This window comes from Mesocryomonas lacus (assembly GCF_055730135.2).
The window spans coordinates 232,521-257,790 of record NZ_JBUZWE020000005.1 but is presented as its reverse complement, the minus strand read 5'-3'; the positions used below and the strand labels follow the sequence as shown (position 1 = coordinate 257,790).

At 65.5% G+C, this 25,270-nt stretch carries 21 protein-coding genes and 1 tRNA gene; 16 read left to right on the top strand and 6 right to left on the bottom strand.

The window, feature by feature from the left end; all coding sequences use genetic code 11:
* The first annotated feature begins 121 nt into the window (after window positions 1-121).
* Together ACZLZY_RS10310 and ACZLZY_RS10305 are read left to right on the top strand one after the other, a co-directional pair.
* Window positions 122-3,484: an acyl-[ACP]--phospholipid O-acyltransferase gene (locus ACZLZY_RS10310; RefSeq protein ID WP_472933564.1), complete on the top strand. Its 3,363-nt coding sequence runs from the start codon at window positions 122-124 to the stop codon at window positions 3,482-3,484.
* Window positions 3,485-3,810: 326 nt separating this feature from the next.
* A complete protein-coding gene (locus ACZLZY_RS10305; protein ID WP_472933454.1) occupies window positions 3,811-5,835 on the top strand; it encodes a PhoX family protein in 2,025 nt (674 codons plus the stop codon).
* A 123-nt stretch (window positions 5,836-5,958) separates the two neighbouring features.
* Here the strand turns inward: ACZLZY_RS10305 and ACZLZY_RS10300 are convergent, their stop codons facing one another.
* Window positions 5,959-6,825: an SMP-30/gluconolactonase/LRE family protein gene (locus ACZLZY_RS10300; RefSeq protein ID WP_472933453.1), complete on the bottom strand. Its 867-nt coding sequence runs from the start codon at window positions 6,823-6,825 to the stop codon at window positions 5,959-5,961.
* Window positions 6,826-7,504: 679 nt separating this feature from the next.
* Here ACZLZY_RS10300 and gyrA point away from each other — a divergent pair.
* Window positions 7,505-10,249 carry a DNA gyrase subunit A gene (gene gyrA, locus ACZLZY_RS10295; RefSeq protein WP_472933563.1) on the top strand — a complete coding sequence of 915 codons (2,745 nt, stop codon included), beginning with the start codon at window positions 7,505-7,507 and terminating at the stop codon, window positions 10,247-10,249.
* Window positions 10,250-10,419: 170 nt separating this feature from the next.
* Here gyrA and ACZLZY_RS10290 read toward each other — a convergent pair whose 3' ends face one another.
* Complete coding sequence (locus ACZLZY_RS10290; protein WP_472933452.1) at window positions 10,420-10,548, bottom strand: hypothetical protein; 129 nt, start codon at window positions 10,546-10,548, stop codon at window positions 10,420-10,422.
* 185 nt (window positions 10,549-10,733) lie between these two features.
* On the opposite strand from ACZLZY_RS10290, the gene coaD reads away from it, so the two are divergent.
* The 5 genes from coaD (at window position 10,734) to tgt (ending at window position 14,723) form a co-directional block, all read left to right on the top strand.
* A complete protein-coding gene (coaD, locus tag ACZLZY_RS10285; protein WP_472933451.1) occupies window positions 10,734-11,228 on the top strand; it encodes a pantetheine-phosphate adenylyltransferase in 495 nt (164 codons plus the stop codon).
* Between the two features lie 46 nt (window positions 11,229-11,274).
* A complete protein-coding gene (locus ACZLZY_RS10280; RefSeq protein WP_472933450.1) occupies window positions 11,275-11,820 on the top strand; it encodes a peptidylprolyl isomerase in 546 nt (181 codons plus the stop codon).
* A 144-nt stretch (window positions 11,821-11,964) separates the two neighbouring features.
* The gene (locus ACZLZY_RS10275) at window positions 11,965-12,435 is read left to right on the top strand and encodes a peptidylprolyl isomerase (RefSeq protein ID WP_472933449.1); all 471 of its coding nucleotides are present in this window, start codon (window positions 11,965-11,967) and stop codon (window positions 12,433-12,435) included.
* 96 nt (window positions 12,436-12,531) lie between these two features.
* Window positions 12,532-13,596, top strand: coding sequence for a tRNA preQ1(34) S-adenosylmethionine ribosyltransferase-isomerase QueA (gene queA / locus ACZLZY_RS10270; protein WP_472933448.1), 1,065 nt, complete (start codon window positions 12,532-12,534; stop codon window positions 13,594-13,596).
* Window positions 13,593-14,723, top strand: a complete 1,131-nt coding sequence (gene tgt / locus ACZLZY_RS10265; RefSeq protein WP_472933447.1) for a tRNA guanosine(34) transglycosylase Tgt — start codon at window positions 13,593-13,595, stop codon at window positions 14,721-14,723. Before queA ends, tgt begins: the two co-directional genes overlap by 4 nt.
* Before the next feature lie 8 nt (window positions 14,724-14,731).
* On the opposite strand, the gene ACZLZY_RS10260 is transcribed toward tgt, so the two are convergent.
* Window positions 14,732-15,151, bottom strand: coding sequence for a DUF4864 domain-containing protein (locus ACZLZY_RS10260; RefSeq protein ID WP_472933446.1), 420 nt, complete (start codon window positions 15,149-15,151; stop codon window positions 14,732-14,734).
* Between the two features lie 219 nt (window positions 15,152-15,370).
* Here ACZLZY_RS10260 and ACZLZY_RS10255 point away from each other — a divergent pair, with 219 nt between their 5' ends.
* Both ACZLZY_RS10255 and ACZLZY_RS10250 read left to right on the top strand, forming a co-directional pair.
* Complete coding sequence (locus ACZLZY_RS10255) at window positions 15,371-15,664, top strand: hypothetical protein (RefSeq protein ID WP_472933445.1); 294 nt, start codon at window positions 15,371-15,373, stop codon at window positions 15,662-15,664.
* Between the two features lie 100 nt (window positions 15,665-15,764).
* A complete protein-coding gene (locus ACZLZY_RS10250) occupies window positions 15,765-16,409 on the top strand; it encodes a hypothetical protein (protein ID WP_472933444.1) in 645 nt (214 codons plus the stop codon).
* A gap of 87 nt (window positions 16,410-16,496) precedes the next feature.
* Here ACZLZY_RS10250 and ACZLZY_RS10245 read toward each other — a convergent pair whose 3' ends face one another.
* Window positions 16,497-16,805, bottom strand: coding sequence for a hypothetical protein (locus ACZLZY_RS10245; RefSeq protein WP_472933443.1), 309 nt, complete (start codon window positions 16,803-16,805; stop codon window positions 16,497-16,499).
* Window positions 16,806-17,333: 528 nt separating this feature from the next.
* Between ACZLZY_RS10245 and ACZLZY_RS10240 the strand changes: the two genes are divergently transcribed.
* Window positions 17,334-18,518, top strand: a complete 1,185-nt coding sequence (locus ACZLZY_RS10240; protein WP_472933442.1) for an OpgC family protein — start codon at window positions 17,334-17,336, stop codon at window positions 18,516-18,518.
* Between the two features lie 37 nt (window positions 18,519-18,555).
* Entirely contained in the window at window positions 18,556-19,098 is a 543-nt protein-coding gene (locus ACZLZY_RS10235) for a DUF2062 domain-containing protein (RefSeq protein WP_472933441.1), read from the top strand.
* Window positions 19,099-19,234: 136 nt separating this feature from the next.
* Here ACZLZY_RS10235 and ACZLZY_RS10230 read toward each other — a convergent pair whose 3' ends face one another.
* Together ACZLZY_RS10230 and ACZLZY_RS10225 are read right to left on the bottom strand one after the other, a co-directional pair.
* Window positions 19,235-19,744: a YciE/YciF ferroxidase family protein gene (locus ACZLZY_RS10230; RefSeq protein ID WP_472933440.1), complete on the bottom strand. Its 510-nt coding sequence runs from the start codon at window positions 19,742-19,744 to the stop codon at window positions 19,235-19,237.
* Between the two features lie 186 nt (window positions 19,745-19,930).
* Window positions 19,931-20,006, bottom strand: a tRNA-Lys gene (locus ACZLZY_RS10225).
* 196 nt (window positions 20,007-20,202) lie between these two features.
* On the opposite strand from ACZLZY_RS10225, the gene ACZLZY_RS10220 reads away from it, so the two are divergent.
* The 4 genes from ACZLZY_RS10220 (at window position 20,203) to ACZLZY_RS10205 (ending at window position 25,199) form a co-directional block, all read left to right on the top strand.
* A complete protein-coding gene (locus tag ACZLZY_RS10220; RefSeq protein ID WP_472933439.1) occupies window positions 20,203-20,961 on the top strand; it encodes a cytochrome c biogenesis CcdA family protein in 759 nt (252 codons plus the stop codon).
* A gap of 101 nt (window positions 20,962-21,062) precedes the next feature.
* Window positions 21,063-22,448, top strand: a complete 1,386-nt coding sequence (gene glmU / locus ACZLZY_RS10215; protein WP_472933438.1) for a bifunctional UDP-N-acetylglucosamine diphosphorylase/glucosamine-1-phosphate N-acetyltransferase GlmU — start codon at window positions 21,063-21,065, stop codon at window positions 22,446-22,448.
* Window positions 22,449-22,560: 112 nt separating this feature from the next.
* The gene (gene glmS / locus ACZLZY_RS10210; protein ID WP_472933437.1) at window positions 22,561-24,387 is read left to right on the top strand and encodes a glutamine--fructose-6-phosphate transaminase (isomerizing); all 1,827 of its coding nucleotides are present in this window, start codon (window positions 22,561-22,563) and stop codon (window positions 24,385-24,387) included.
* A 149-nt stretch (window positions 24,388-24,536) separates the two neighbouring features.
* Entirely contained in the window at window positions 24,537-25,199 is a 663-nt protein-coding gene (locus ACZLZY_RS10205; RefSeq protein ID WP_472933436.1) for a DUF502 domain-containing protein, read from the top strand.
* The last annotated feature ends 71 nt before the right edge of the window (window positions 25,200-25,270 follow it).

Genomic DNA, 25,270 nt, shown 5'->3' with positions numbered 1-25,270 from the left:
TCAAAGATGGATAGCACCCATGATCAGCGCCATCAAGTCTGCGCTTTCAGCCCAACCCTATGACGACCTCGCTTCGATCGAGGTGGCGGCGTCAGTGAATCAACCTGCCGTTCCCCAGCCGATACCGGGCTCGCTGCTCGGCTCGCGGCGTTTCCTGCCGCTTTTCGTCACGCAGTTGCTTTCGGCCTTCACCGACAACTTCCTGAAGAACGCCGTCGTCCTCTTGATCCTGTTCGGACTGGCGGGAGAGGGGGGTGCTGCGCTGGTGCCGTTGGCGGGCGCGGTGTTCATCCTGCCCTTCGTGCTGCTGTCGGCGCTGGGCGGGCAGATCGCTGACCGAAACGACAAGGCGCTGGTCGCACGCTACCTGAAGCTCGCCGAGATCGGGGCGGCGACCGTGGCTGTCGCGGGGCTCTATCTTGTCTCGCTGCCACTGATGTTCGGCGCGCTGTTCGCCTTCGGCGTCGTCTCGGCGATGTTCGGTCCCGTGAAATACGGCATCCTTCCCGATCACCTCAGTCCCGAGGACCTGCCCCGCGCCAATGCCTGGATCGAGGGCGCGACCTTCTTCGCGATTTTGACGGGCACAGTCGGCGCCGGTCTTCTCTCGGGAACCGAAGCGGCGCGCAGCCTCGTCGGGCCTGCCATCGGCGTCCTCGCCATCGCCTGCTGGGCCTGCAGCTTCGCCATCCCCCGGACCGGCACCGGCGACCTGACCGCGCGGCTAGACCCCAACATCTTCCGTTCGACCTGGCATGAGGTCGCGGCGCTCCGGCTCGACAACCGGCTCTTCACCGTCGCCGCGATGCAGGCCTGGTTCTGGACTATCGGCGCGGTCTGCCTCTCCATCCTTCCCGTGCTCGTCCGCGACTCTTTCGGCGGCGAGCAGAGCGCCGTCACGCTGTGCCTCGCGACCTTCGCCATCGCGGTCGCGGTCGGATCGGCGGTCGCTGCCGCCCTCGTCAAGGGGCGGGTGGTCCTCCTTCCCGTGCCGCTCGGCGCACTCCTGATGGCCGGTTTCTCGGCCGATCTCGCCTGTTCCACCTGGTTCATGGACGGCACGGCCGCCACGGCATTGCTGGCGGGCGCCGGCGGGATGCGTTCGCTCATCGATCTCGCTGGCATCGCCTTTTCCGGCTCGCTTGTGGCCGTGCCGTCGGCGGCCGCTCTCCAGGCCTGGTCGGACAGCCGTCGCCGCGCGCGTACGGTGGCGGGCTCCAACATCCTTTCCGCCATCGGCATGGCACTGGCCGGCATCGCCGTTGCGGCCGGACAAGCCGCGGGTCTGTCGGCCCCCGCCATCCTTGGCGTGCTCGCCGTTCTCAATCTGGTCGCGGCTGTGTTGATGTTCATTAAGCTGCCGACAAAGCCGCTCTATGATGTCGCCTCGATGTACTTCCGCGTCTTCCACCGCATGGAAGTGCGCGGCCTCGACAACGTCGCCAAGGCGGGCAGCCGCATGATCCTTGCGCCCAACCACACCTCGTTCCTCGACGGACCGCTGGCGCTCGCGCTGACCGATCTGAACCCGGTCTTCGCCGTCAACACCGAGATCGCCCAGCGCTGGTGGGCAAAGCCGTTCCTCAACGCCACCCGCGCCTTACCCATGGACCCGACGAAGCCAATGGGGACGCGCACCCTGGTGCGGACCATCCAGGGCGATGATCCGGTCGTGATCTTTCCCGAGGGACGGATCTCTGTGACCGGTAGCCTGATGAAGGTCTATGACGGCGCGGCGATGGTGGCCGACAAGACCGGCGCAAGCGTCGTCCCCGTGCGGATCGACGGGCTTGAGCGTTCGCCTTTCTCGCGGATGAAGGACACGCAGGTGCGGCGCCAGCTCTTCCCCAAGGTGGTCGTCACGGTCGGCGAGCCGCAGTCCATCAGCGTGGATCCGGCGCTGCGCGGTGCCCGCCGCCGCGCCAGTGCCGGCGCGGCACTCTACGAGCTGATGTCGAGGACGGTCGTCGACTCCTCCGACACCGACCGCACCGTGGCACGCGCCGTGGTAAACGCGGCGCAGAAGTTCGGCATGTCAACGAACGCCGCCGAGGATCCGCGGGCAGGGCGCATGTCCTACGGCAAGCTGTTGGTCTCTTCGGCCGTCCTCGCCCGCAAGCTCGATGCCCTGCTCAAGAAACAGTCCACCGTCGGGCTGATGCTGCCGAGTTCGATCGGCGCACTCGTGACCTTCCTGGCGCTGACCCGCTCGGGCAAGGTGCCGGCGATGGTGAACTTCACTGCGGGCGCCGCGAACGTCGCGTCCGGCATGCGGGCGTGCAAGGCCGAGACCATCCTCACCTCGAAGGCCTTTGTCGAGCAAGGCAAGCTGCAGCCGCTGGTCGAGGCCCTGTCAGCGGAGTTCAAAATTGTCTGGCTCGAGGAAGTCCGGGAAAGCATCGGCTTCCTCGACAAGCTCTCCGGCTTCCTCGGCAGAAAACGGATCGCCAGCCGGGCGAAGGCCGACGACGGCGCCGTTGTCCTGTTCACGTCGGGATCGGAAGGCAAGCCAAAGGGCGTCGTCCTCAGTCACCGCAACATGCTGGCGAATGCCGCGCAGGCGGCGGCTCGGATCTCGTTCGACCGGTCCGACAAGGTGCTGAACATCCTGCCGATGTTCCACTCTTTCGGCCTCACCGCAGCGACCATCCTGCCGCTGACGCATGGCGTGCCTGTCTACTTCTACCCGTCGCCGCTGCACTACCGGATCGTGCCGGAAATCGCCTACAATTCGAACTCGACCATCATGTTCGGCACCGACACCTTCCTCGCCGGCTATGCCCGCACAGCCAACGCCTACGACTTCCGCTCGATGCGCTACGTCTTCTCGGGCGCCGAGCCGGTGAAGGACTCGACGCGCAAGGTCTGGTCCGAGAAGTTCGACGTCCGGCTGCTCGAGGGCTACGGCGTGACCGAGTGCTCGCCGGTGGTGGCGCTCAACACGCCGCTGTTCAACCGGCCCGGCACGGTCGGCCAGCTGATGCCGGGCATGGAGCATCGTCTCGAGGCCGTCGATGGCGTGGAGACGGGCGGCCGGCTGCACGTCCGCGGACCCAACGTCATGCTGGGCTATCTCCGCGAGGAAAATCCAGGGGTGCTGGAGGCCCTCGTCGACGGCTGGCACGATACCGGCGACGTCGTCGACATCGATGCCGAGGGTTTTGTGAAGATCCTCGGCCGCGCCAAGCGCTTCGCCAAGATCGGCGGCGAGATGGTTTCGCTGGCGGCCCTCGAGGCCCTCGCAGCGGAGTTCTGGCCCGGGGCCGCGTCTGCGGCCGCCGTGGTGAAGGACGCCAAGAAGGGCGAGGCGATCGTGCTTCTCACCGAGGCCGAGAATGCCGACCGTCTGGAGTTCGCCCGCTTCCTGAAGTCACGCAACGCCTCCGACCTGATGGCCCCTTCGAAGGTCGTCGTCGGCAAGATCCCGCTCCTCGGCACTGGCAAGATCGACTTCACCGAAGTGGGACGGCAGGTTCAGGCCTGATGCAGCTGAAGCGGTGAAGCCTTTAGGGGAAGGTGGGACGCGGGCGACGGTGACTGACGTTCCACCGACCCCGGCGGTGTCCGTGAGACAATGAAGTGCCTCCGGGCCGGAAATCGCGCCGGTACGCGAACGGCCTTTGCATCGTGGGCCATCGTGACGGACGATAGGGAGGCTGGATCGAAGAGGCCATGAGGGGTGGGGAGGGCCGCGATCGATGTCATGGACCTGTTATCTTTCGCTCGTATTGCTCCTTGGAATGGTTCGAAACCGATGCCGACAGCATTTCGGATCGAGCCTGCGACATCCCGTCGAACAGGAAACGCACCATGAGCAAGCCGACCGTGCAAGGCGCCGTCTTCCGGACCAGCCAGCTGGAAGCGGAAGAGGGCGAAGGCCACAATCCGACGTCGAACCGGACCATGGGTGAGATCATCGCGGTGCGCTTCTCGCGCCGCGACTTTCTGCGCGGTTCGCTGGCCGCCACCGCGATCGCCGCGACGGTGAGTCCGCTGGCGCTGGTCGCCGCCGACGACGCACGGGCCGAGGGGGCCGGGTCCCGCTTCACTTTCAAGGAAGTCGAGGCCGGGATCGACGCCCACCACCACGTCGCCGAGGGCTACGACGCGGATATCCTCCTGCGCTGGGGCGATGGCCTCTTCGCCGATTCGCCGGCCTTCGACCCGACGAAGCAGACGGCGGAATCCCAGGCCCGTCAGTTCGGCTACAACAACGACTATGTCGGCTACATCCCGATCGACGGCTCGTCCGAGCACGGCTACCTCGTGGTGAACCACGAATACACCAACGAGCATCTGATGTTCCCCGGGATCGTCAAGATCGTCCAGTCGCCGGACGAGAAGAACCCAGGCAAGACGCTTGCCAAGATCGAGATGTCCGATCCCGACCAGAACCGCGTCGACGTCGAGATGGCGGCGCATGGCGGCACGGTGGTCGAGATCCGCAAAGCCGACGGCAAATGGCAGGTCGTTCGGGATGGCGCCAACAACCGGCGCATCATGTCGACGACCGAGATGGCCCTCAGCGGCCCGGCCGCCGGCCATGACCGCCTGAAGACATCCGCCGATGCGACCGGCCGCAAGGTCTTCGGCACGATCAACAACTGCGCCGGCGGCGTGACGCCCTGGGGCACCTACATCATGGCCGAGGAGAACATCCACGGCTACTTCATGGGTGAGCTGCCGGCGGGACATCCCGAAGCCGCCAACTACAAGCGCCTTGGCATTCCCGAGGGCACCTATGCCTGGGGCAAGTTCCACGACCGTTTCGACGTCTCGAAGGAGCCGAACGAGCCGAACCGTTTCGGCTGGGTGGTAGAGGTCGACGTTAACGATCCCAACTCCATCCCGAAGAAGCGCACGGCGCTTGGCCGCTTCAAGCATGAAGGCGCCGACAACGTGGTCAGCCGCGACGGCCGCGTCGTCTTCTATCTCGGCGACGACGAGCGCTTCGACTACGTCTACAAGTTCGTCACCGCCGGAAAGTACAATCCGGATGATCGCGCGGCGAATATGGATCTCCTCGACGAGGGGACGCTGTACGTCGCGAAGTTTGAGGATGACGGCAAGATCGCCTGGCTATCCCTCGTCCACGGCGACGGTCCGCTGACGCCGGCGAACGGCTTCGCCAGCCAAGCCGACGTCCTGATCGAGACGCGCCGCGCCGCCGACCTTCTCGGCGCGACGCCGATGGACCGCCCGGAAGACATCGGCCCGGACGAGAAGACCGGCCGCGTCTACGTGATGCTGACGAACAATACCAAGCGCAAGGACGACCAGGTCGACGCCGCCAACCCCCGCGCCAAGAACGCGTTCGGCCACATCATCGAGATCGCCGAGGAGGGGGGCGACTTCGCCGCCACCACGGGCACGTGGGAAGTTCTGTTGAAGTGCGGCGATCCGTCGGTCGCGGCGGTCGGCGCCACCTTCTCCACCGAGACCACCAAGAACGGCTGGTTCGGCATGCCCGACAACTGCGCGATCGACACCGACGGGCGGCTGTGGGTCTCGACCGATGGCAACTCGCCGAAGGACACCGGTCGTGCGGACGGCCTCTGGGCCGTGGATACCGAGGGCGCTGCGCGTGGAACCTCGAAGCTGTTCTTCCGCGTGCCGGTGGGCGCGGAAATGTGCGGCCCGCTGCTCCTGCCCGACATGCAGACGGCTTTTGTCGCCGTCCAGCATCCCGGCGACGGCGGCGAGGACTGGGACGGCTTCGGCCGGCTCTCCTACTACGAAGACCTGTCCACCCGCTGGCCGGACTTCAAGGACGACATGCCGGTTCGGCCGTCGGTGCTCGCCATCACCCGGCAGGGCGGCGGCAAGATCGCCTGATCGTAACGCCCCAGGGCTTTTCAAGGCTTTCCGCAGAATTGAAAGGCGGCGCCTTCGGGCGCCGCCTTTCTGTGTCGGATCCTCTTAGGGGAAGCAGTCAGCGAAGCTTTCAGCGGCCGCAGATCATTCGAGCTGGATGGCGACGAGCTTGCCTTCGGTCGACAGCGGGACGTAGGCCACCTTGCTGGCGAAGTCGTAGGCGAGATCGGCAGCGCCCGGCGCAAAATCCATCAGCCTGTCGACCGCGCCGTTCTCGTAGATCCGGTAGAGCGGCCCCTTGACGATGTCGGTCGACAGGTAGGTTCCGTCGCCGACGATGGCGAGGCCATCGAGGAAGCCGACCGCCGTGCCGTCGCCGAGCGCATGCGGCTCCTTGTCGCTGAACGAAATCTCGACGAGATGGGTGGGCGCACCGGGCTTCCCATCCTTCGGCACCTGGCCAAGCCCCGCGACGAGAAGGCGGTCCACGTCGACGGCGATGCCCTCGGGTGCGTTCAGGACGTCGCTCTGCAGCCACGGCTTGAAGCTGCCCTTCTCCAGCAGCCAGATCGTGTTGGTGGCGGTATCGGAAACGAAAACACGTCCGTCGCGTGCCGTCGACACGTCGTGCAGGGCGACAGCGCCGGGCGCCGGGTAGCGCTGGGTGATCTTGCCGGTCTCGATCTCGACAGCCACCAGCTCGTCGATGTCGGCGACGTAGAGCGTTCCCTCGACCCGTCCGATACCCTTCGGCGCATTGAGACCGGACACCCATCCTTCCTCCAGCACCTTGCCGTCTGGCGAAACCTTGGAGATCGAGCCGAGGCCGTCCTTCGCCTGCCGGTCGCCGGCCATCTCGGTGACGTAGAGAATGCCCGCAGGAAGGTCCGGTTCTACCGCAGCGGGGTTCTTCAGCCCGTCGAGCGTCCAGATCGGCTCGGCCGTCGCCGTGCCCGACAGCGCGGTGCCGACCAGCGCGGCAAGAAGGACGGTCTTGAATAGGCTAGGCATCGACGAGCTCCAGTCGTTGGGGGTGAGACGTCCGGCACGTCCGGCTTGTCCTTCAGGCGATCTTCCGTCCAGTCCTCGGGTATCGGCCGATCCTTGCGCAAGGGGCAACCTGCACCGAAGCTCGGCGGAATTACGATAGGGTTCAAGATCCCGCCAAGACCTGCCGCAATGGTTTCACAGCGAAGATGGGCATCGCGTCTTTACTTGGACTGGAGAAGGACAGGGCGCTTTCTCGCGTGCGGAGGGATAGCCGTAGGCCATCGGCCGCGGGCTCTGAACGAGCGGCGGCAAATCCAGCCGGAAGAGGTAACCTTCAAGGGCGACCGAGCCTTCCTCTTGTGTGGTATTCTGGCAATTCAGGCCGGATGCCGCCTCAATATGGGCGCCACGGGGCTGCGGGGCGGGCAATACCGCCGATTCGACCGGCAAAATCACCGGATTCACAGGCGTTTACCGCGCTTGTCCGCAGGTTTCTTTGCCGGCTCAAGCAAGAGGTTGTAATCGCACGAGTATTAGCACCTTGCTGCGCCGCGGCAGATTTGCCCAATGGCCAGGGGAAGCGCTATAAACGGCAACAGATTCGAGCACACATCAGGATAAAATCTTGGCAGAAGACGAGATCGCAGCAGTCCCACCGGAACGCCCTCGCGGCATCGATACCATCTCCATCGTCGAGGAAATGCAGCGATCCTATCTCGATTACGCGATGAGCGTGATCGTCAGCCGCGCACTGCCGGACGTGCGCGACGGGTTGAAGCCGGTGCACCGCCGCGTGCTCTACGCCATGCACGAGATGGGCCTCGTCTGGAACCGGCCTTTCCGAAAGTCGGCCGGTGTTGTCGGTGAAGTGATGGGTAAGTTCCACCCGCACGGCGACGCCTCGATCTACGACGCCCTCGTGCGCATGGCGCAGGAGTGGTCGCTGCGGGCGCCGCTGATCAACGGGCAGGGCAATTTCGGCTCGATCGACGGCGATCCGCCGGCGGCGATGCGCTACACCGAGGCGCGGCTGCAGAAGGTGTCGGACGCGCTGCTCGCTGACATCGACAAAGAGACGGTCAACTTCCAGGAGAACTACGACGGCCGCGAGATGGAGCCGGTCGTTCTCCCCGCACGCTTCCCGAACCTCCTTGTCAACGGCTCCGGTGGCATCGCCGTCGGCATGGCGACGAACATCCCGCCGCACAATCTCGGCGAGATCATCGACGGCTGCATGGCGATGATCGACAATCCGGCGATCACCCTGGACGAGCTGATGGAGTTCATTCCGGGGCCGGACTTCCCGACGGGCGCGCTGGTGCTCGGCCGTGCCGGCATTATGTCGGCCTACTCCACCGGTCGCGGCTCGATCCTGATGCGCGGCAAGGTGCACATCGAGCAGATCCGTGGCGAGCGCGAGGCGATCATCGTCACCGAGGTGCCGTACCAGGTGAACAAGGCCTCGATGATCGAGAAGATGGCCGAACTGGTGCGCGAGAAGCGCATCGAGGGCATTTCCGACATCCGCGACGAGAGCGACCGCGACGGCTACCGCGTCGTCGTCGAGCTGAAGCGCGACGCTACCACCGACGTCGTCCTGAACCAGCTCTACCGTTTCACGCCGCTGCAGACCTCGTTCGGCGCCAACATGGTCGCCCTCAACGGCGGCAAGCCCGAGCAGATGACGCTGCCGGACATGCTGGCGGCCTTCATCGCCTTCCGCGAGGAAGTGGTGAACCGGCGCACCAAGTTCCTGCTGCGCAAGGCGCGCGAGCGGGCGCATGTCCTCGTCGGCCTCGCCATCGCCGTCGCCAACATCGACGAGATCATCAAGCTGATCCGCCAGGCGCCCGATCCGCAGACGGCACGCGAGCAGTTGATGGAGCGGCACTGGGAGGCGAAGGACGTCGCCCCGCTGATCCGGCTGATCGACGATCCGCGCCACCGCATCACGGAAGAGGGCACCTACCGCCTGTCAGAGACGCAGGCGCGCGCCATTCTCGACCTCCGCCTGCAGCGCCTCACCGCGCTCGGACGCGATGAAATCGCCGACGAACTGAACAAGATCGGCGAGGAGATCAAGGAGTACCTCCTGATCCTCTCGTCGCGCTCCCGCGTGCGCGAGATCATCAAGGAAGAGATGACCGAAGTGCGCAACGAGTTCGCGACGCCGCGGCGGACCGAGCTCACCGAGGGCGCCGCCGACATGGACGACGAGGACCTCATCCCGCGCGAGGAGATGGTCGTCACCGTCAGCCATGGCGGCTACATCAAGCGCGTGCCGCTCGCGACCTACCGGGCCCAGCGCCGCGGCGGCAAGGGCCGCTCAGGCATGTCGCTGAAGGGCGACGAGGATTCGGTGACGCGGCTGTTCGTCGCCAACACCCACACGCCGATCCTGTTCTTCTCCTCGCGCGGCATCGTCTACAAGGAGAAGGTCTGGCGCCTGCCGCTGACGACGCCGCAGTCGCGCGGCAAGGCGCTCGTCAACATGCTGCCGCTGGAGAAGGACGAGCGGATCACCTCGATCATGCCGCTGCCGAACGACGAGGCGCAGGCCGGCGAGCTGAACGTGATGTTCGCGACCACCAAGGGCACCGTCCGCCGCAACAAGCTGGCCGACTTTATCCAGGTCAACCGCAACGGCAAGATTGCCATGAAGCTCGAGGATGCCGGGGACGAGATCCTCGCCGTCGCGACCTGCTCGGAAGACGATGACGTGCTGCTGATGGCCTCGTCCGGCCTCTGCATCCGCTTCCCCGCCACGGACGTCCGCGTCTTCGCCGGGCGCAATTCGATCGGCGTGCGCGGCATGGCGCTCGCCGAAGGCGATACGCTGATCTCGATGGCGATCCTGCGCCATGTCGACGCGACCCCGGCCGAGCGGTCGATCTACCAGCGCATGCGGCGCGCGGTCGATCCGGACGAGGTGGCGGCCGACGAGGTGCCCGCGGACGAGGAAGCCAGTGCCGAAGACCAGACCGCCCAGGTCGGGCCGGAGCGCTACGCTTTCCTCAACGTGCAGGAGCAGTTCATCCTGACGCTCAGCGAGTTCGGCTTCGGCAAGCGTTCCTCGTCCTACGACTTCCGCACTAGCGGGCGTGGCGGTAAGGGCATCAGGGCGACCGATATTTCCCGCACGGGCGAAATTGGCAAGCTGGTGGCCGGCTTCCCGGTCGAGGCCGGCGATCAGGTGATGATGATCTCCGACCGGGGCCAGGCCATCCGCGTGCCGGTCGAGGGCATCCGCATGGCCAGCCGCGCCACCAAGGGCGTCACCATCTTCAAGACGGCGGACGGGGAGCGGATCGTTTCCGTCGAGCGCATCCCGGACCAGGGATCGGAGGTTGTCGACGAAGCTGATGCCGAGGCAGTTATCGCCGACGAGCCGCCGGCCCCGCCAACCCCGGACGTCCCGCCAGGTGACGAGCCGACAACTGAGTAACGCTAAAATCGAGGGATGATCATGGCCCGCGCTGTGCCGCGGGCCATTCCACAGCGCGAATAAAATCTGAAGGCGGTTAAGATGGTCACGAAAAAAGCCGCCCTTTCGAGCGGCTTCGACTGTCTTGGTCTACTTGTGCGGATACTGAGCCACCGTGCCCAGGGCCGCGGTCAATTCATCGGACGATGGCGCCGCGCGACCACCTTAACCCGCGAATTCTCTGCCTCGTTGTGCAGAGCGACGGCGGTGGCGGTGCAGAGGCCGGCGGCCATGGCGAGGGCAAGCGCAAAAACCAGCATGTTACTTCTCCGATTGTCCTGGAATTAACGAAGTCTTACGCTGATCGTTCCACGACCTAGAATTTAGTGCAGAACCGAGTGTTGGGCGCTGACCTTCCGCGCTTTCCTTGTAGCGGAAAAGGCATTGAGCCTTGGTTTCGCAACATGCTGAAGAAATTACAAAAATGAAGGATGTGGCCGTCCCGATGCCGTCCCGTACCGCGCTTTACCCCGGTTCTTTCGATCCGTTGACCTTGGGGCATCTCGACCTCATCCGGCAGTCGATACGGTTGTTCGACCGCCTCGTGGTGGCCATCGGCGTCCACCCCGGCAAGCAGCCTCTCTTCAGCTTCGAGGAGCGGGCAGACCTGATCCGGTCAGTGCTTGATGCCGATCCGAAGTCAGCCTGCACGGTGGACATCGTCTCCTTCGATGGCCTCGTCGTCGACCTTGCCAGCCGCGAGGCTGCGACGGCGCTGGTGCGCGGCGTGCGCGATGGGTCGGATCTCGACTACGAGATGCAGATGGCCGGCATGAACGACACGCTCGCGCCGGCGCTGGTGACGCTGTTCCTGCCGGCGCGCCCGGCATTCAGGCCCATAACCGCCACATTGGTCCGCCAGATCGCCGCCATGTCGGGCGACGTGTCGCCTTTCGTCCCGCCGGCGGTCGCCGCCGCGCTGAGGTTGAAGTTCGCCTGACGACGCTAGTTTCCACCCACCAGATCAATCATCCCGGGAAGACACCATGAAGCGCCTCGCCCAGTTCGGCCTCGCCGCCGCGATCACCCTCTCGAGCCTTGCCGGCGCGGTTTCCGCCGCCAGCGCCAAGGACACCTTGGTCATCACCACCAAGGATGGCGATATCGACATCGCACTGCGTCCGGACATCGCGCCGAACCACGTGAAGCAGATCGAGGCGCTCGCCAAGAAGGGCTTCTACGACGGCATCGTCTTCCACCGCGTCATCGACGGCTTCATGGCCCAGACCGGCGACCCGACCGGCACCGGCGCCGGCGGCTCGGACCTGCCGGACCTGAAGGCCGAGTTCAGCAAGGAAGAGTTCAAGCGCGGCGCAGTCGGCATGGCCCGCTCGTCCAGCCCGGACTCGGCGAACTCGCAGTTCTTCATCATGCTCGACGACGGCGACTTCCTGAACGGGCAGTACACCGTGGTCGGCAACGTCACCAAGGGCATGGACGTCGTCGACAAGATCAAGAAGGGCGATGCGGCCGACAATGGTTCGGTCAGCAATCCCGATAAGATGCTGAAGGTTACCGTCAGCGACAAGTAAGGCACGGATCGTGCCGCCGGGCTTGTTTCCGGGCGGCCGATCGTCCATTTGCTGACCATCGTAATGCCGGGCGGCGCCGAGAGGTGGGTCCGGCATGCCTTTTATCCCGGGCGGCAAAACGCCGCCGCACAGAAGGAGACAAACGTGGCCTACGAAAATCCGGAAGACACGCTCGTCCTCGAGACCACCAAGGGCAAGGTCGTCATCAAGCTTCGTCCCGACCTCGCACCGGGCCACGTTGCCCGGTACAAGGAGCTGGCGCGCGAGAAGTTCTACGACGGCGTGGTGTTCCACCGCGTCATCGATGGCTTCATGGCGCAGACCGGTGATCCGACCGGCACCGGCGCCGGCGGTTCCGACAAGCCAGACCTCAAAGCCGAGTTCTCGGCCGAGCCGCACAAGCGCGGCACCGTCTCGGCGGCGCGCACTGGCAACCCGAATTCGGCTAACTCGCAGTTCTTCGTCTGCTTCGAACGCGCCCCTTGGCTCGACAAGCAGTATTCGGTCTGGGGTGAGGTGATCGAAGGCATGGATGTCATCGACCAGATCAAGAAGGGCGAGCCCGTGCGCGATCCCGACTCGATCACCACCATGCGCGTCGCCGCCGACCTCTAAGGTCTGGGCAACTTGCACGCCGTACGGCGTGACGGGTATCTCCATCCGCTCGGCCGACAAGGCCGGGCGGTTTTTTCCTTTTCAGAAGAGGGCGCCATGCGCGTCGACGCGTTCGATTTCGATCTGCCGGAGACGAGCATCGCGCTCCGTCCAGCCGTGCCCCGCGCCGCTGCACGGCTTCTGTCGGTAGAGCCTGCCGGAACGCTGGCCGACCGGACCATCGCCGACCTGCCGCAGCTTTTGCGGCGCGGCGACGTCCTCGTCTTCAATGATACCCGCGTCATCCCCGCCCGACTGACGGGCCTGCGTCATCGCGGCGACACCGCCGCCAAGGTCGAGGCGACGCTGCACATGCGCATGGCGCCGGACCGCTGGCAGGCTTTCCTGAAGCCCGGCAAGCGCATAAACGCCGGTGAAACCCTGGTGTTCGACCCCGCACCCGGCGGCCTCTCCGCGCTTCTCGCGGAGAAAGGCGAGGGCGGCGAGGCTCTTCTCGTCTTCGACCGCGGCGGCCCGGCTCTCGATGCGGCGCTGGCCGAGACCGGCATCCTGCCGCTGCCACCCTACATCGCCTCCAAGCGACCGGTCGATGCGCAGGATACCGCCGATTACCAGACGATCTACGCCCGCGAGAACGGCGCGGTCGCCGCGCCGACGGCTGGCCTCCATTTCACGCCGGATCTCGTCGGCGCCCTGGACGCTGTCGGCGTCAGCCGCGAATACCTGACGCTGCATGTCGGGGCAGGGACGTTCCTGCCGGTGAAGGCCGACGACACCGAGGCGCACCGCATGCATGCCGAGATCGGCCGCATCGATGCCGAGACCGCCGCCCGCCTCAACGCCGCGCGGGCAAGCGGCGCACGCATCGTCGCAGTGGGCACGACGTCGCTGCGCCTTCTTGAAAGCGCGGCGACGGAGGACGGCGAGATCAGGCCCTTCGACGGCCCGACCTCGATCTTCATCACGCCGGGCTACCGGTTCCGCGCGGTCGACGTGCTCCTCACCAATTTCCATCTGCCGCGCTCGACGCTGTTCATGCTGGTATCGGCCTTCTCCGGCCTCGACACCATGCGGGCGGCCTATGCGCATGCGATTTCCAGCGGCTATCGCTTCTATTCCTATGGCGATGCCTGCCTGCTCGAACGAAGGACCGACCGGTGAGCGACAGCTTCCAGTTCCGCCTGCTGGCCACCGACGGTCTCGCCCGCCGCGGCGAGATCACCATGCCCCGTGGCACCGTCCGCACTCCGGCCTTCATGCCGGTCGGCACCGGCGGCACGGTCAAGGCGATGTATCTCGACCAGGTGCGCGATCTGGGCTCCGACATCATTCTCGGCAACGTCTACCACCTGATGCTGCGTCCCGGCGCCGAGCGCGTGGCGCGGCAAGGCGGCCTGCACGAGTTCGCGCGCTGGCCGCACCCGATCCTCACAGACTCCGGCGGCTTCCAGGTGATGTCGCTCGCGAACCTTCGAAAGCTCGACGAGACCGGCGTCACCTTCCGCTCGCACATCGACGGCTCGGCGCATGCGCTGACGCCGGAGCGTTCGATCGAGATCCAGAACCTCCTCGATTCCGACATCCAGATGCAGCTTGACGAATGCGTTCGGCTGCCCGCCGAGCGCGCCGAGATCGAGCGGGCGATGGAGATGTCGCTGCGCTGGGCCGAGCGGTCCGCCAAGGCCTTCGGCACGCAGCCGGGCAAGGCAATGTTCGGCATCGTCCAGGGCGGAGACATCCCGGACCTCCGCCTGCGCTCCGCCCAGCGCCTCGCCGCCATGGACCTCAAGGGCTATGCGATGGGCGGACTGGCGGTCGGAGAGCCGCAGCATGTGATGCTGAAGACGCTCGACGAGACGCTGCCAGCCTTGCCGCACGAGAAGCCGCGCTACCTCATGGGCGTCGGGACACCCGACGACATCGTCCAGTCCGTCGCCCGCGGCATCGACATGTTCGACTGCGTGATGCCGACCCGGGCCGGGCGCCACGGCCTCGCCTTTACCCGCTTCGGCAAGGTGAACCTCAAGAACGCTCGCCATGCCGACGACCACCGGCCGCTCGACGCGGCGTCGAACTGCCCCGCGAGCCGAGACTACAGCCGCGCTTACCTCCACCACCTCGTCAAATCCGACGAGGCGCTGGGGGCGATGCTGCTCACCTGGAACAACCTCGCGTATTACCAAAGCTTGATGGACGGCCTTCGCACGGCGATCTCAGCCGGAGGCTTCTCGGATCATGTCGCTGCGGTCAGAGAGGGCTGGGTCCGCGGCGATCTCGAGAAGCTTTAGCCTTTCCGTCAGGCCGATACGTCGTTGCCCTTGCGAATGGCGCAGCCGGTGATCTTCAGCGAGCCATCCGGCTGACGCTCGAGCGTGTAGCTCGCGACATAGCTCTGGCCGGAACTGTCGGTGAGATAGACTTCCTGCCGAAAACCCTTGCCCTCGGCGGTCATCGTGCCGAAGACGGCATTGCTGGAGCGGAACACCGGGGCGTAGCCGCCCTCGACCATCGCCATGAAGGCCGACTCGCTCGGGAACATCTGCTTGATGTTGGGCGCCGCGTAGGAGTAAGCCGCGCCGCCATCGCCAGCTTTGAAAGCCTGCAATTGACCTGAAATGACGGACTTGATGTCGCCGGCATCGTCCGCCCGCGCGGCCAGCGATTGGGCCGGCAGAAGCAGCGCGGCTAGGGCGAGGGCATAAAGGGTCCGGCGCATATGGCCTCCTTCCGGTCGATGGGACAGCGTCCGACGAAAGTGCTTGGCTGGCCATCCCCGGCCCATCAACTTGACGTGACGCCGCGGCCGAACAACCGCCAGCCGACCGATGGTCGGTGCGCGGTCCCGTCTCAAGAGGAGTTCAACGCCGCGCATAGGAAAATGCTCAGCATGCACTAGCTAGGTTCAAGACCGAATTCCCGGTGCAGGTGCTTTCCCATGAAGTCGACGATCCTCCTTCTCAGCCTCGGGCTCTGCTCGCTGGCGCTCTCCGGTTGCGAAACCAACAACCGTGGTGGCGCCTACGACCGCGCCATCAACGAGGGCCCGGTCGGGCGCGGCCCCGTCATCGTCGACAACCGCCAGCCCGACTACCGCGACGATCGCGGTCCGCGCGGACGCTATGACGGCCGCGACGACCGCCGCGATGGCCGGAGCGACCGCTACGATCGCCGGGACGACTGCCGCAACGGACCGAACGACGATCCGCGCTACAGCCGCTGCAACCGCTAGGCCAGCCAGCACAAACCGGTGTCATCACCGGCTTGTGCGTCGCATCGCCGAGGCGATCGTGCTCAGTCGAAGTCCTCCCCAACAAAGCGAGTGGAAGACCATGTTCACTACACAGATGCGGCCGCTACGCCGCCTGCTGGCGGCTTCGGCCGTCGCCACCCTCGTCGTCGCCACCGTCGCCCCGGCCTTCGCCCAGGCGCCGCCGGCGAACGCCGTCCGTGTCCGCGGCACGATCGTTTCCCTCGACGGATCGGTCCTCAACGTAAAGTCGCGCGACGGCACGGACGTCAAGGTCATGCTAAAGGATGGCTGGAGGGTCGGGACCGTGACGAAGGCTTCGCTCGCCGAGATCAAGGCCGGCGACTTCGTCGGCGTCGCAGCGGCACCCAAGGCTGACGGCTCGTCCGGCGCGCTGGAAGTCCTGGTATTCCCCGCGGGAATGGCGGGGACGGGCGAGGGGCACTATCCTTGGGATCTCCAGCCCAACAGCACGATGACCAATGCAACGGTCACCAATGCCGTCAGCGCGGTCGACGGCCGCAACCTGACGCTGACCTATAGTGGCGGCAATGAGAAGGCCGTGTCGGTCCCGGAGAACACACCGGTGGTGACATTCGCACCGGCCGAAAAGGCGGATCTCGTCGCGGGCGCTACCGTCTTCATTCCGACCCAGAAGCAGGCCGACGATTCGCTTCAGGCTGCGTTCGTTGTCGTCGGCAAGAACGGTGTCGTTCCGCCGATGTAAGACTGCGACGGGAAGGCGGGCGGCAGCGATGTATTCCCGCGATCCTGAGGGAAGCACTGGCGGCACCCAAACCCCGCCGGCCTTCCCTCAGCTTTCCTCGTCGTTGAGGAACCAGTCGTCCCAGGTGGTGATGACGACCAGACGGACGCACCGGTCCTGCAGCCATTCCGGTACGAAGATGGGCGCCTGTGCCAAGGTATGAGCGTCCAGCATCACGCAGTCGATGTGTCGCGGGTATTCAAAGGCCGCGAGCATGGCCGCAATATCCTTTACTGTGGCGATCACGTCCCCACCTGAAATTGTGACATCTCTAGCCATGCGGCTGGCCGTGTCGGCGTTACCTTCGACGATGAGAACGCGTTTGTTGCTGAGTTCCACCGAAGCAAGCCTGAACATAGCTTTATCGCTCCCGCCCCATGACGGGACGTCGGCAACCGGCGGGTCTGACGCAAGGACACCTCGACCGTCCCAGCTTTGTCCGTATCCAATCGACATGACGCAAGAAGCCACCTTTACCGCCTCACCGTCATCACCGACGACACGAAGGACCGTTTGAAGACTATATTTGCCATCACATCTATAAATTACGATTTGTCCAGTGCGGATTCATCAGATTTTATAATGAGACAAACTTTTTAAAGCTTAACAAAACTGAGAGTGATCACCGGAGATGTGGTTGGAAACGAATGCTATGGTAGCAATTAATGATGATCAATAAAGCGAAGGGTTCGGCCCGGCGCGGGACCTACGTTTTCTTGCTCAGGCACCTCTTGAATCTAGAGGCCTGCCGAAACCGCAAGGCAAGCCTTTGTCACCGCTCAGGTGAGCAGGCCGGGTTGCCGGCACGCGGGGGGTGGGGTACTCGACCGGCCTGCCTTACGGCCGATCACCCCTGCGCCGGTCCGCGCGAAGCAGGATGGCATGATGAAGCGACTGGATCTCATCGATGGGCTGCGGGGCTATTTCCTCGTCTTCATGCTCATCAACCACTTGGCCTTCGACGGGGGCTACTGGCTGGTCGAAATTAACCATCGCCAGCTGGCCTTTGTCGAGGACGCGCAGGGCTTCGTCTTCCTCTCGGGCCTCCTCGTCGGCATGGTCTATGCCGGCCGGATGGAGCGCAAGGGCTTCCTGACGGCGGCGCGCGGCGTCTGGTCGAGGGCAGGGGACCTCTACCGCCAGACCCTTTTTCTCCTGGCCTTTGCGATGACGATGGCGCTGCTGATCCCGGCGGCCAAGCTCGGCTGGGTTGACTGGATGGCCGACCTCGACTGGCGCAACCCTTTCCGCGCGGTGAGCGCCGCCTTGCTGCTGTTCCAGCCGACCTACATGGACATCCTGCCGCAATACATCGTCTACATGCTGATCTCGCCCTTCCTGATCCTCGCCTGCCTGAGGGGGCAGTGGCACCAGGTCCTGATCGGCTCCTTCCTGCTGTGGCTGGCGGCGCAGTTCGGGGTCCAGCGGCCGCTGACGGCCCCGCTCAACACCTGGCTGGCCGGGGACACCGGACATGGCCTGCGGGTCAACTTCAACCTGATGGCCTGGCAGATCGTGTTCGTCTTCGGCCTCGTCTTCGGTGTGCTGACCGCCATGAACCGCGTCGACTGGCAAAAGGTTTTTAGGCCTGGCGACACCCTGCTGCCGATGACCGCTTTGTCGATCTGCCTGTTTTTCCTGCCGTTCCGCTTCGCGACGGCCCACGACTATATGCCGATCGACATTCTCGGCACCTTCCAAAGCTACGAGAACCGCTCCGAGTTCGGCCTCGTCTATCTCCTGAACTTCACGGCGGTAGCGTCGGGCCTGGCTTGGCTGCTGGTGGCGGGCCCGGAACATGCTTCCACGCGCATTCGCCGGTTCGCGGGCTTCCTGTCCTGGCTGTTCCGGCTGCCGTTCCTGCGTCTCCTCGGCCGGCACTCGCTCCAGGTCTACGTCTGGCACGTCGTCATCGTCTATCTCGTCCGCTTCGTGGACTTCGAGACCCCGCGGTTCAGCCAGTTGCTGAAAACGACGATCGCCTTCGGCTGCATCGCCCTTCTCTCGCTGCCGGCCGTCTACCGGGAACGCGCCCGCCTCTTCGGACGGGTGGAAGGAACAGCCGCATGATCCGGGCTCGATCCCGCAAAGCCCGGCAGCGTTGCGCATGAAATGGCTGCAGCGCTTCGTCGTCTCCCGCGAGACGATCCTCGCAAGCCGCTGGATGAGCCCGTTCGCCCATCGGCTGGCGCATCCCTCCTTGTGGCACTTCAACCGGCGGTCCGTCTCCCGCGGCGTGGCGCTCGGGCTTGTCGCCGGCTTCATGATCCCGGTGGGTCAGATCATCGTCGCGGCGGTCCTGGCGCTGAGCGTTCGGGCCAACATCATCGTCGCGGCGAGCTTTACCTTCGTCACGAACCCGCTGACCTTTCCGGCGATTTATTACGCCGCCTACCGCGTCGGCAACTTTCTCCTCGGTTCGGGCGCCGGCGGCGAACTGACCGAGGATCAGGTGATGGCCATGGCGGATGATGTGGCCTTGGACGAGACAAGCTGGAGCTTTGGCGGCTTCCTGTTGCCACTGGCGATCGGGCTGTCGGTCTTTGCCGCGGTCTCCAGCATCGCGGGCTTCTTCCTTGCCCGCTTCTACTGGACCGTCCGCGTCCGCCGCCGATGGCGGCACCGGGCCCTGGTCCGCGCAGCCCGGTAAACTCGAAGGTCGGTCCAGTAAAACGGGGTGAGGGCACTCGCCTCGCCCTCGGACCGAATCGATCGGGCGCGACGCCATAAAAAAGGGCCGCGGCGAACCGCGACCCCCTTTGCAATCTCATGAAGAAGCGTAGCGCTCAGGCTGCCTTCTTGGACGCCTTCGGCTTCGCCGGGGCCGAACCGCTGGCGATCTTCGTCAGCAACTCGTCCGCCTTCTTTTCCTCCTGCAGCGTTTCGTCGAAGAGCGCGGCTGCCTCGTCATAGCCGAGCTTGGTGGCCCAGGCCTTCAGCAGGCCGTAGCGCGCGATCTCGTAGTGCTCGATGGCCTGCGCGCACCCGATCAGCACGTCATCCGACGCCTCGGTCCCACCGAAATCCTCGAGGTCCGATTCCATCTCGCTGGTGATACCGACCATCGCTTCGCAGGTCTTGGCACGCGCCGGCTTGCCGATGATCTCGAAAGCCTGCGTCAGCCGCTCGACCTGGGCTGCCGACTCCTCGGCATGGTCGAGAAACGCCTGCTTCAACTCCGGCGACTGCGCCGCCTTCGCCGACTTCTTCAGCGCCTTCACCGACTGCTTCTCGGCGAAGTACACATCCTTCAGCGTCTCGTAGAAGGCGTCTTCGAGCGTCTTTTCCTGGGTCATAGTCTTCTCCGATAATTGCCGCGTTCTGGCGGTCGCGGAGTTGAACCTGCGGCCTGTGCAACCGTTCCGGCGTTTGGCTGACCGCGCTAAAGCGTACGCAGACGCAAGCTCATCACCGACCACATGCCGGGGCACCGAGCCCATGAGACGCAGATATGAAACTGGTTTCGGGAAATCAGAGCTGATTGGTGAGCGCGCCGGGGCTCGAACCCGGGACCTACAGATTAAAAGTCCGTTGCTCTACCAACTGAGCTACGCGCTCGTCCGTCGATGGCCGAGGCCGATCGCTGAATCGCGCGGAACATAGAAAGCAGAGATCGAGCGGTCAACCGCTAAAGGCGTCGGCCCCCAGCCTTTTGACGAGATCACGCAGGGATGTCCCAGTTCGGTTTGCCGCTCGCGCTTTCGCCCGCTAGGAGACGGGGACGGGGGCCGACGTCCTCCCGAAAGGAACCTGCGTGATCGACGATCTGTCCTATCCGACCGCTGTCCTCGCCGGCGCCCTGTCCTTTCTGTCGCCCTGCGTGCTGCCGCTGGTGCCGCCCTATCTCTGCTACATGGCCGGCGTCTCCCTCGAGGACCTGAAGGCCGGGCCGCAGATGAAGGCGACCGGCCGCGGCTATGTCCGGGTGCTGGCAACGGCCTTGGTGTTCGTGCTCGGCTTCTCCACCGTCTTCATCCTGCTCGGCGCCGGCGCGAGTTCGGTCGGGCGTCTGCTCCGGCAGAACCTCGACTGGCTCGGCATCGTCGCGGGCATCGCAATCATCGTCATGGGCCTCAACTTCCTCGGCGTGTTCCGCATCGCCTTTCTCTCGGGCGAGAAGCGCTTCCGCTCGCCGGACAAGCCGCGCAGCGTTCTCGGCGCCTATCTGATGGGGCTTGCCTTCGCCTTCGGCTGGACGCCCTGCATCGGACCGGTGCTCGGCGCCATCCTCGGGCTTGCCGGTGCGCGCAGCACGGTGGCCGAGGGCGCGACCATGCTCGCGTTCTATTCCGCCGGCCTTGGCATTCCCTTCCTTCTGGCCGCGGCCTTTTCCGGCGTCTTTCTGCGGTGGATGGGGCGCTTCCGGCAGCATTTCAGCAAGGTCGAGAAGGTGATGGGCGGGCTCCTGGTGATCACCGGCATCCTCTTCCTGACCGGCGGCATGCAGGCGGTCTCGTTCTGGCTGCTCGACACGTTTCCGGCCCTGATGGACGTCGAACGCCTGGCGACGTGAGGCAAGCCGACCTCGCGCAGCCGCCGCGGCGCGGCATTCACCGCTTGCTCAGGAACGCCTGCTAAGGCAGGTGATCCAGGCCTCAACACCGGAAGCCCGCCATGTCCCGTTCCTGCCTCTCGATCATCCTCGCCGCCGGCGAGGGCACGCGGATGAAATCGGCGATGTCGAAGGTCCTGCACCCCGTCGCCGGTCTGCCGATGGTCTGCCATGCCGCGCTCACCGCCGCGGCGGCCGGCTCCGACCGCACGGCGCTGGTGGTCGGACGCGGCGCCGAGGTGGTGCAGGCGACCGTCGCCGCAGCGCTGGCCGGGACGATCGGCCATGTCAGCGCCCACCTCCAGACCGAGCGCCTCGGCACCGGCCATGCGGTGCTCGCCGCCCGCGCCGCCATCGAGGAGGGGTATGACGACATCCTCATCCTCTTCGGCGACACGCCGCTGGTGCGGCCGGAGACCTTGTCGCTGGCCCGCGAGGCGCTGGCCGCCGGCGCCAGCGTCTGCGTCGTCGGCTTCCGGACGCCGAACCCGACCGGCTACGGCCGTCTGATCGAGGCGGGCGGCGAGCTGCTGGCGATCCGCGAGGAACGCGATGCGAGCGAGGCCGAGCGGCGGATCGACTTCTGCAATGGCGGCGTGATGGCGATCGCCGGCGAGCACGCCTTGGCGCTGCTCGGCCAGATCGGCAACGCCAATGCCAAGGGCGAATACTACCTCACTGACGTCGTCGAGATCGCCCGCGCGGAAGGGCGGAGCGTGCGGGCGATCGAGGCGGAGGCGTCGGAGGTGCTGGGCGTCAACACTCGCGTCGAGCTCGCCGCGGTCGAGACGCTCTGGCAGCAGCGCCGGCGCCACGAGATGATGCTCTCCGGTGTCAGCCTGATCGCGCCGGAAACCGTCTTCCTCGCTTTCGACACAAAGCTTGCCGCCGACGTCCTGATCGAGCCGAACGTCGTCTTCGGCCCCGGCGTCTCCGTCGGCGCCGGCAGCGTTATCCACGCCTTCTCGCATATCGAGGGCGCCGAGATCGCCGAGAATGTCGCGATCGGCCCGTTCGCGCGGCTCCGGCCAGGGACGGAACTCGACGACGGCGCCAAGGTCGGCAATTTCTGCGAGACCAAGAACGCCAAGCTCGGCCAGGGCGCGAAGCTCAACCATCTCAGCTACATCGGCGATGCCGCGATCGGCGCGAATGCCAATATCGGCGCCGGGACGATCACCTGCAATTACGACGGCGCGCTGAAGCATCATACCGAGATCGGCGCGGACGCCTTTGTCGGCTCGAACTCGGCGCTGGTGGCTCCGGTGCGGATCGGCGAGGGTGCCTATATCGGCAGCGGCAGTGTCGTAACCGATGACGTTCCGGACGGGGCGCTCGCCATCGCCCGCGGGCGCCAGGTCACGATGCCCGACCGCGGCCGGCAGATCGCCGCCCGCAATGCCGCGGCGAAGGCCGCAAAGCTCGCCAAGGCGAAGACGCCGCACTGAGCCTGTTGCCGGCGGCAATCAAACTTGTGTCGACGGCGGCGGGGCGGAAACGCTACCTCCGGTGCCAGCGGCTTTCGGCCGCAACCATTTTGCTCTTCAGGAGATGCGCTGCATGTGTGGCATCATCGGTATCGTCAGCCGTCAGCCCGTGGCCGGGCGTCTCGTCGACTCGCTGAAGCGGCTGGAATACCGCGGCTATGATTCCGCGGGCATCGCGACGCTGTCCGCCGACGGGCTCGACCGGCGGCGCGCCGAGGGCAAGCTCGCCAACCTCGAAGCGCACCTCAAGCAGAACCCGCTCGCCGGCACGATCGGCATCGGCCACACCCGCTGGGCGACGCACGGCGCTCCGACCGTGCGCAACGCCCACCCGCATGCGACGAAGACACTCGCCGTCGTCCACAACGGCATCATCGAGAATTTCCGCGAGCTGCGCGCCGATCTGGAAGCCGACGGCTACATCTTCGAGAGCGAGACCGACACCGAGACGGTCGCCATTCTCGTCACCCGCGCCATGGACCGCGGCGCCGCCCCGCGCGAGGCCGTGAAGGCCTCGCTGCTGCAGCTGGAAGGCGCCTTCGCGCTGGCCTTCATCTTCACCGGCGAGGAGAGCCTCCTCATTGGCGCCCGCCGCGGCTCGCCGCTGGCCGTGGGCGTCGGGGAGGGCGAGATGTTCCTCGGCTCCGACGCGATCGCGCTGTCGCCTTTCACCGACAGCGTGCGCTATCTCGAGGATGGCGACTTCGTCGTGCTCGACCATGCCGGCGCCGAAATCTTCGACGTCGACGGCACGGCGGTGACGCGTCCGATCCGCCGCTCGGTTGGCAAGGCCTTCTACGTCGACAAGGGCAATCACCGCCATTTCATGCAGAAGGAGATCTACGAGCAGCCGGAGGTCATCGGCCACACGCTCGGCGCCTTCGTCGACATGACCACCGGCCGCACCCGGATCCCCGGCAGCCAGGCGCTCGATTTCGCGAATGTCCAACGCATGGCGATCTCGGCCTGCGGCACCGGCTATCTCGCCGGCCTCACCGGCCGCTATTATTTCGAGCGGCACGCACGCATCGCCTGCGACATCGACGTCGCCTCGGAGTTCCGCTACCGCGAGAGCCCGCTCGGCGACGTCGACCTCGCGCTCTTCGTCTCGCAGTCCGGCGAGACCGCCGACACGCTGGCCTCGCTGCGCTACGCCAAGCAGATGGGGCTGAAGACGGCAGCGGTCGTCAACGTTCAGGAATCCACCATCGCCCGCGAATCCGACATCGTCCTGCCGACGCTCGCCGGCCCCGAGATCGGCGTCGCCTCGACGAAGGCCTTCACCTGCCAGCTGATGGCGATGGCCGCTCTGTCGATCCGCGCCGGCGTCGACCGTGGCGTCATCTCGCCGGACGAGGAACTGGCGATGACCCGGGCGCTCGCCGAGGCGCCGCGCCTTGTGAACGAGGCGTTCAAGCTGGAGAGCCAGATCGAGGCGATCGCCCGCGAACTGTCGACGCACAAGCACGCGCTCTATCTCGGTCGCGGCTTCAGCTATCCGCTGGCGCTGGAGGGAGCGCTGAAACTTAAGGAAATCAGCTACATCCACGCGGAAGGTTATGCAGCGGGCGAACTGAAGCATGGGCCCATCGCGCTGGTCGACGAGACAATGCCGGTGATCGTCATCGCGCCGCACGACCGCGCCTTCGAGAAGACCGTTTCGAACATGCAGGAGGTCGCCGCGCGCGGCGGTCGCATCATCCTCATCACCGACGAGAAGGGCGCTGCGGCTGGCGCCATGCCGTCGGCCGAGGTCATCGTCCTGCCCGACATGCCGGAAATCCTGACGCCGATCGTCTACGCCGTTCCCCTTCAGATGCTCGCCTACCACACGGCAGTGCACATGGGCACGGACGTCGACCAGCCCCGGAACCTCGCCAAATCCGTCACAGTTGAGTAGAGGACGCGGCACCTTCGCTGCGTTGCAAAAAACTCTCGGCCGTCGCGCCGTCAGCGTCGAAGCCGAGGTTTTGCCATGCTAGGCTTGGCGACGGCCGGCGATCGGCGCGACCGGTTCGCGGCGATCGCCCGCGAACGATGGAACCGATGATGACCCGCATCCGCAATTATTTCCTCACCGGGTTCATCATCTGCGCCCCGCTGGCGATCACCGCCTGGCTGACCTGGTCCTTCGTGCGCTGGGTGGACGGCTGGGTGAAACCCTACATTCCCGGCCGTTACAATCCCGACAACTACCTCGTCTTCAGCGTTCCGGGCTTCGGCCTCGTCGTCGCACTGGTCTTGATCACCCTCGTCGGCTTCCTCACCGCCAGCTTCGTCGGCAAGACGATCGTCGGCTGGGGCGAGCGCCTGCTGGGCCGCACGCCGCTGGTGCGCACGCTCTACACCGCGCTGAAGCAGATTTTCGAGACGGTGTTCGCCAACCATTCCTCCTCGTTCAAGACGGCGGCGTTGATCGAATATCCGCGCCGCGGCATCTGGTCGATCGTGCTCATCGCCACCGAAGCGCGCGGCGAGATCGCCTCGACCCTTGCCCCCGACGGCAAGGAGATGCTCGCCGTTTTCCTGCCGCCGACGCCCAATCCCACCTCCGGCTTCCTCCTTTACGTGCCGCGCGAGGACGTGCGGATCCTCGACATGAAGGTCGAGGACGCCATGAAGCTCGTCATCTCCGCGGGCATCGTCGGGCCGGACAGCGAGCGGCCGTTGACGCAAGGCGAGGCGGCGAAACTGGCAGCGGCGAAGGCGTAGGGAGCGGCGTTGTAAGCACCCGCGTGGTTCAGAGGGCGCGACGCCGCAGCCGCCTTCTTCTCCCCTCCGGG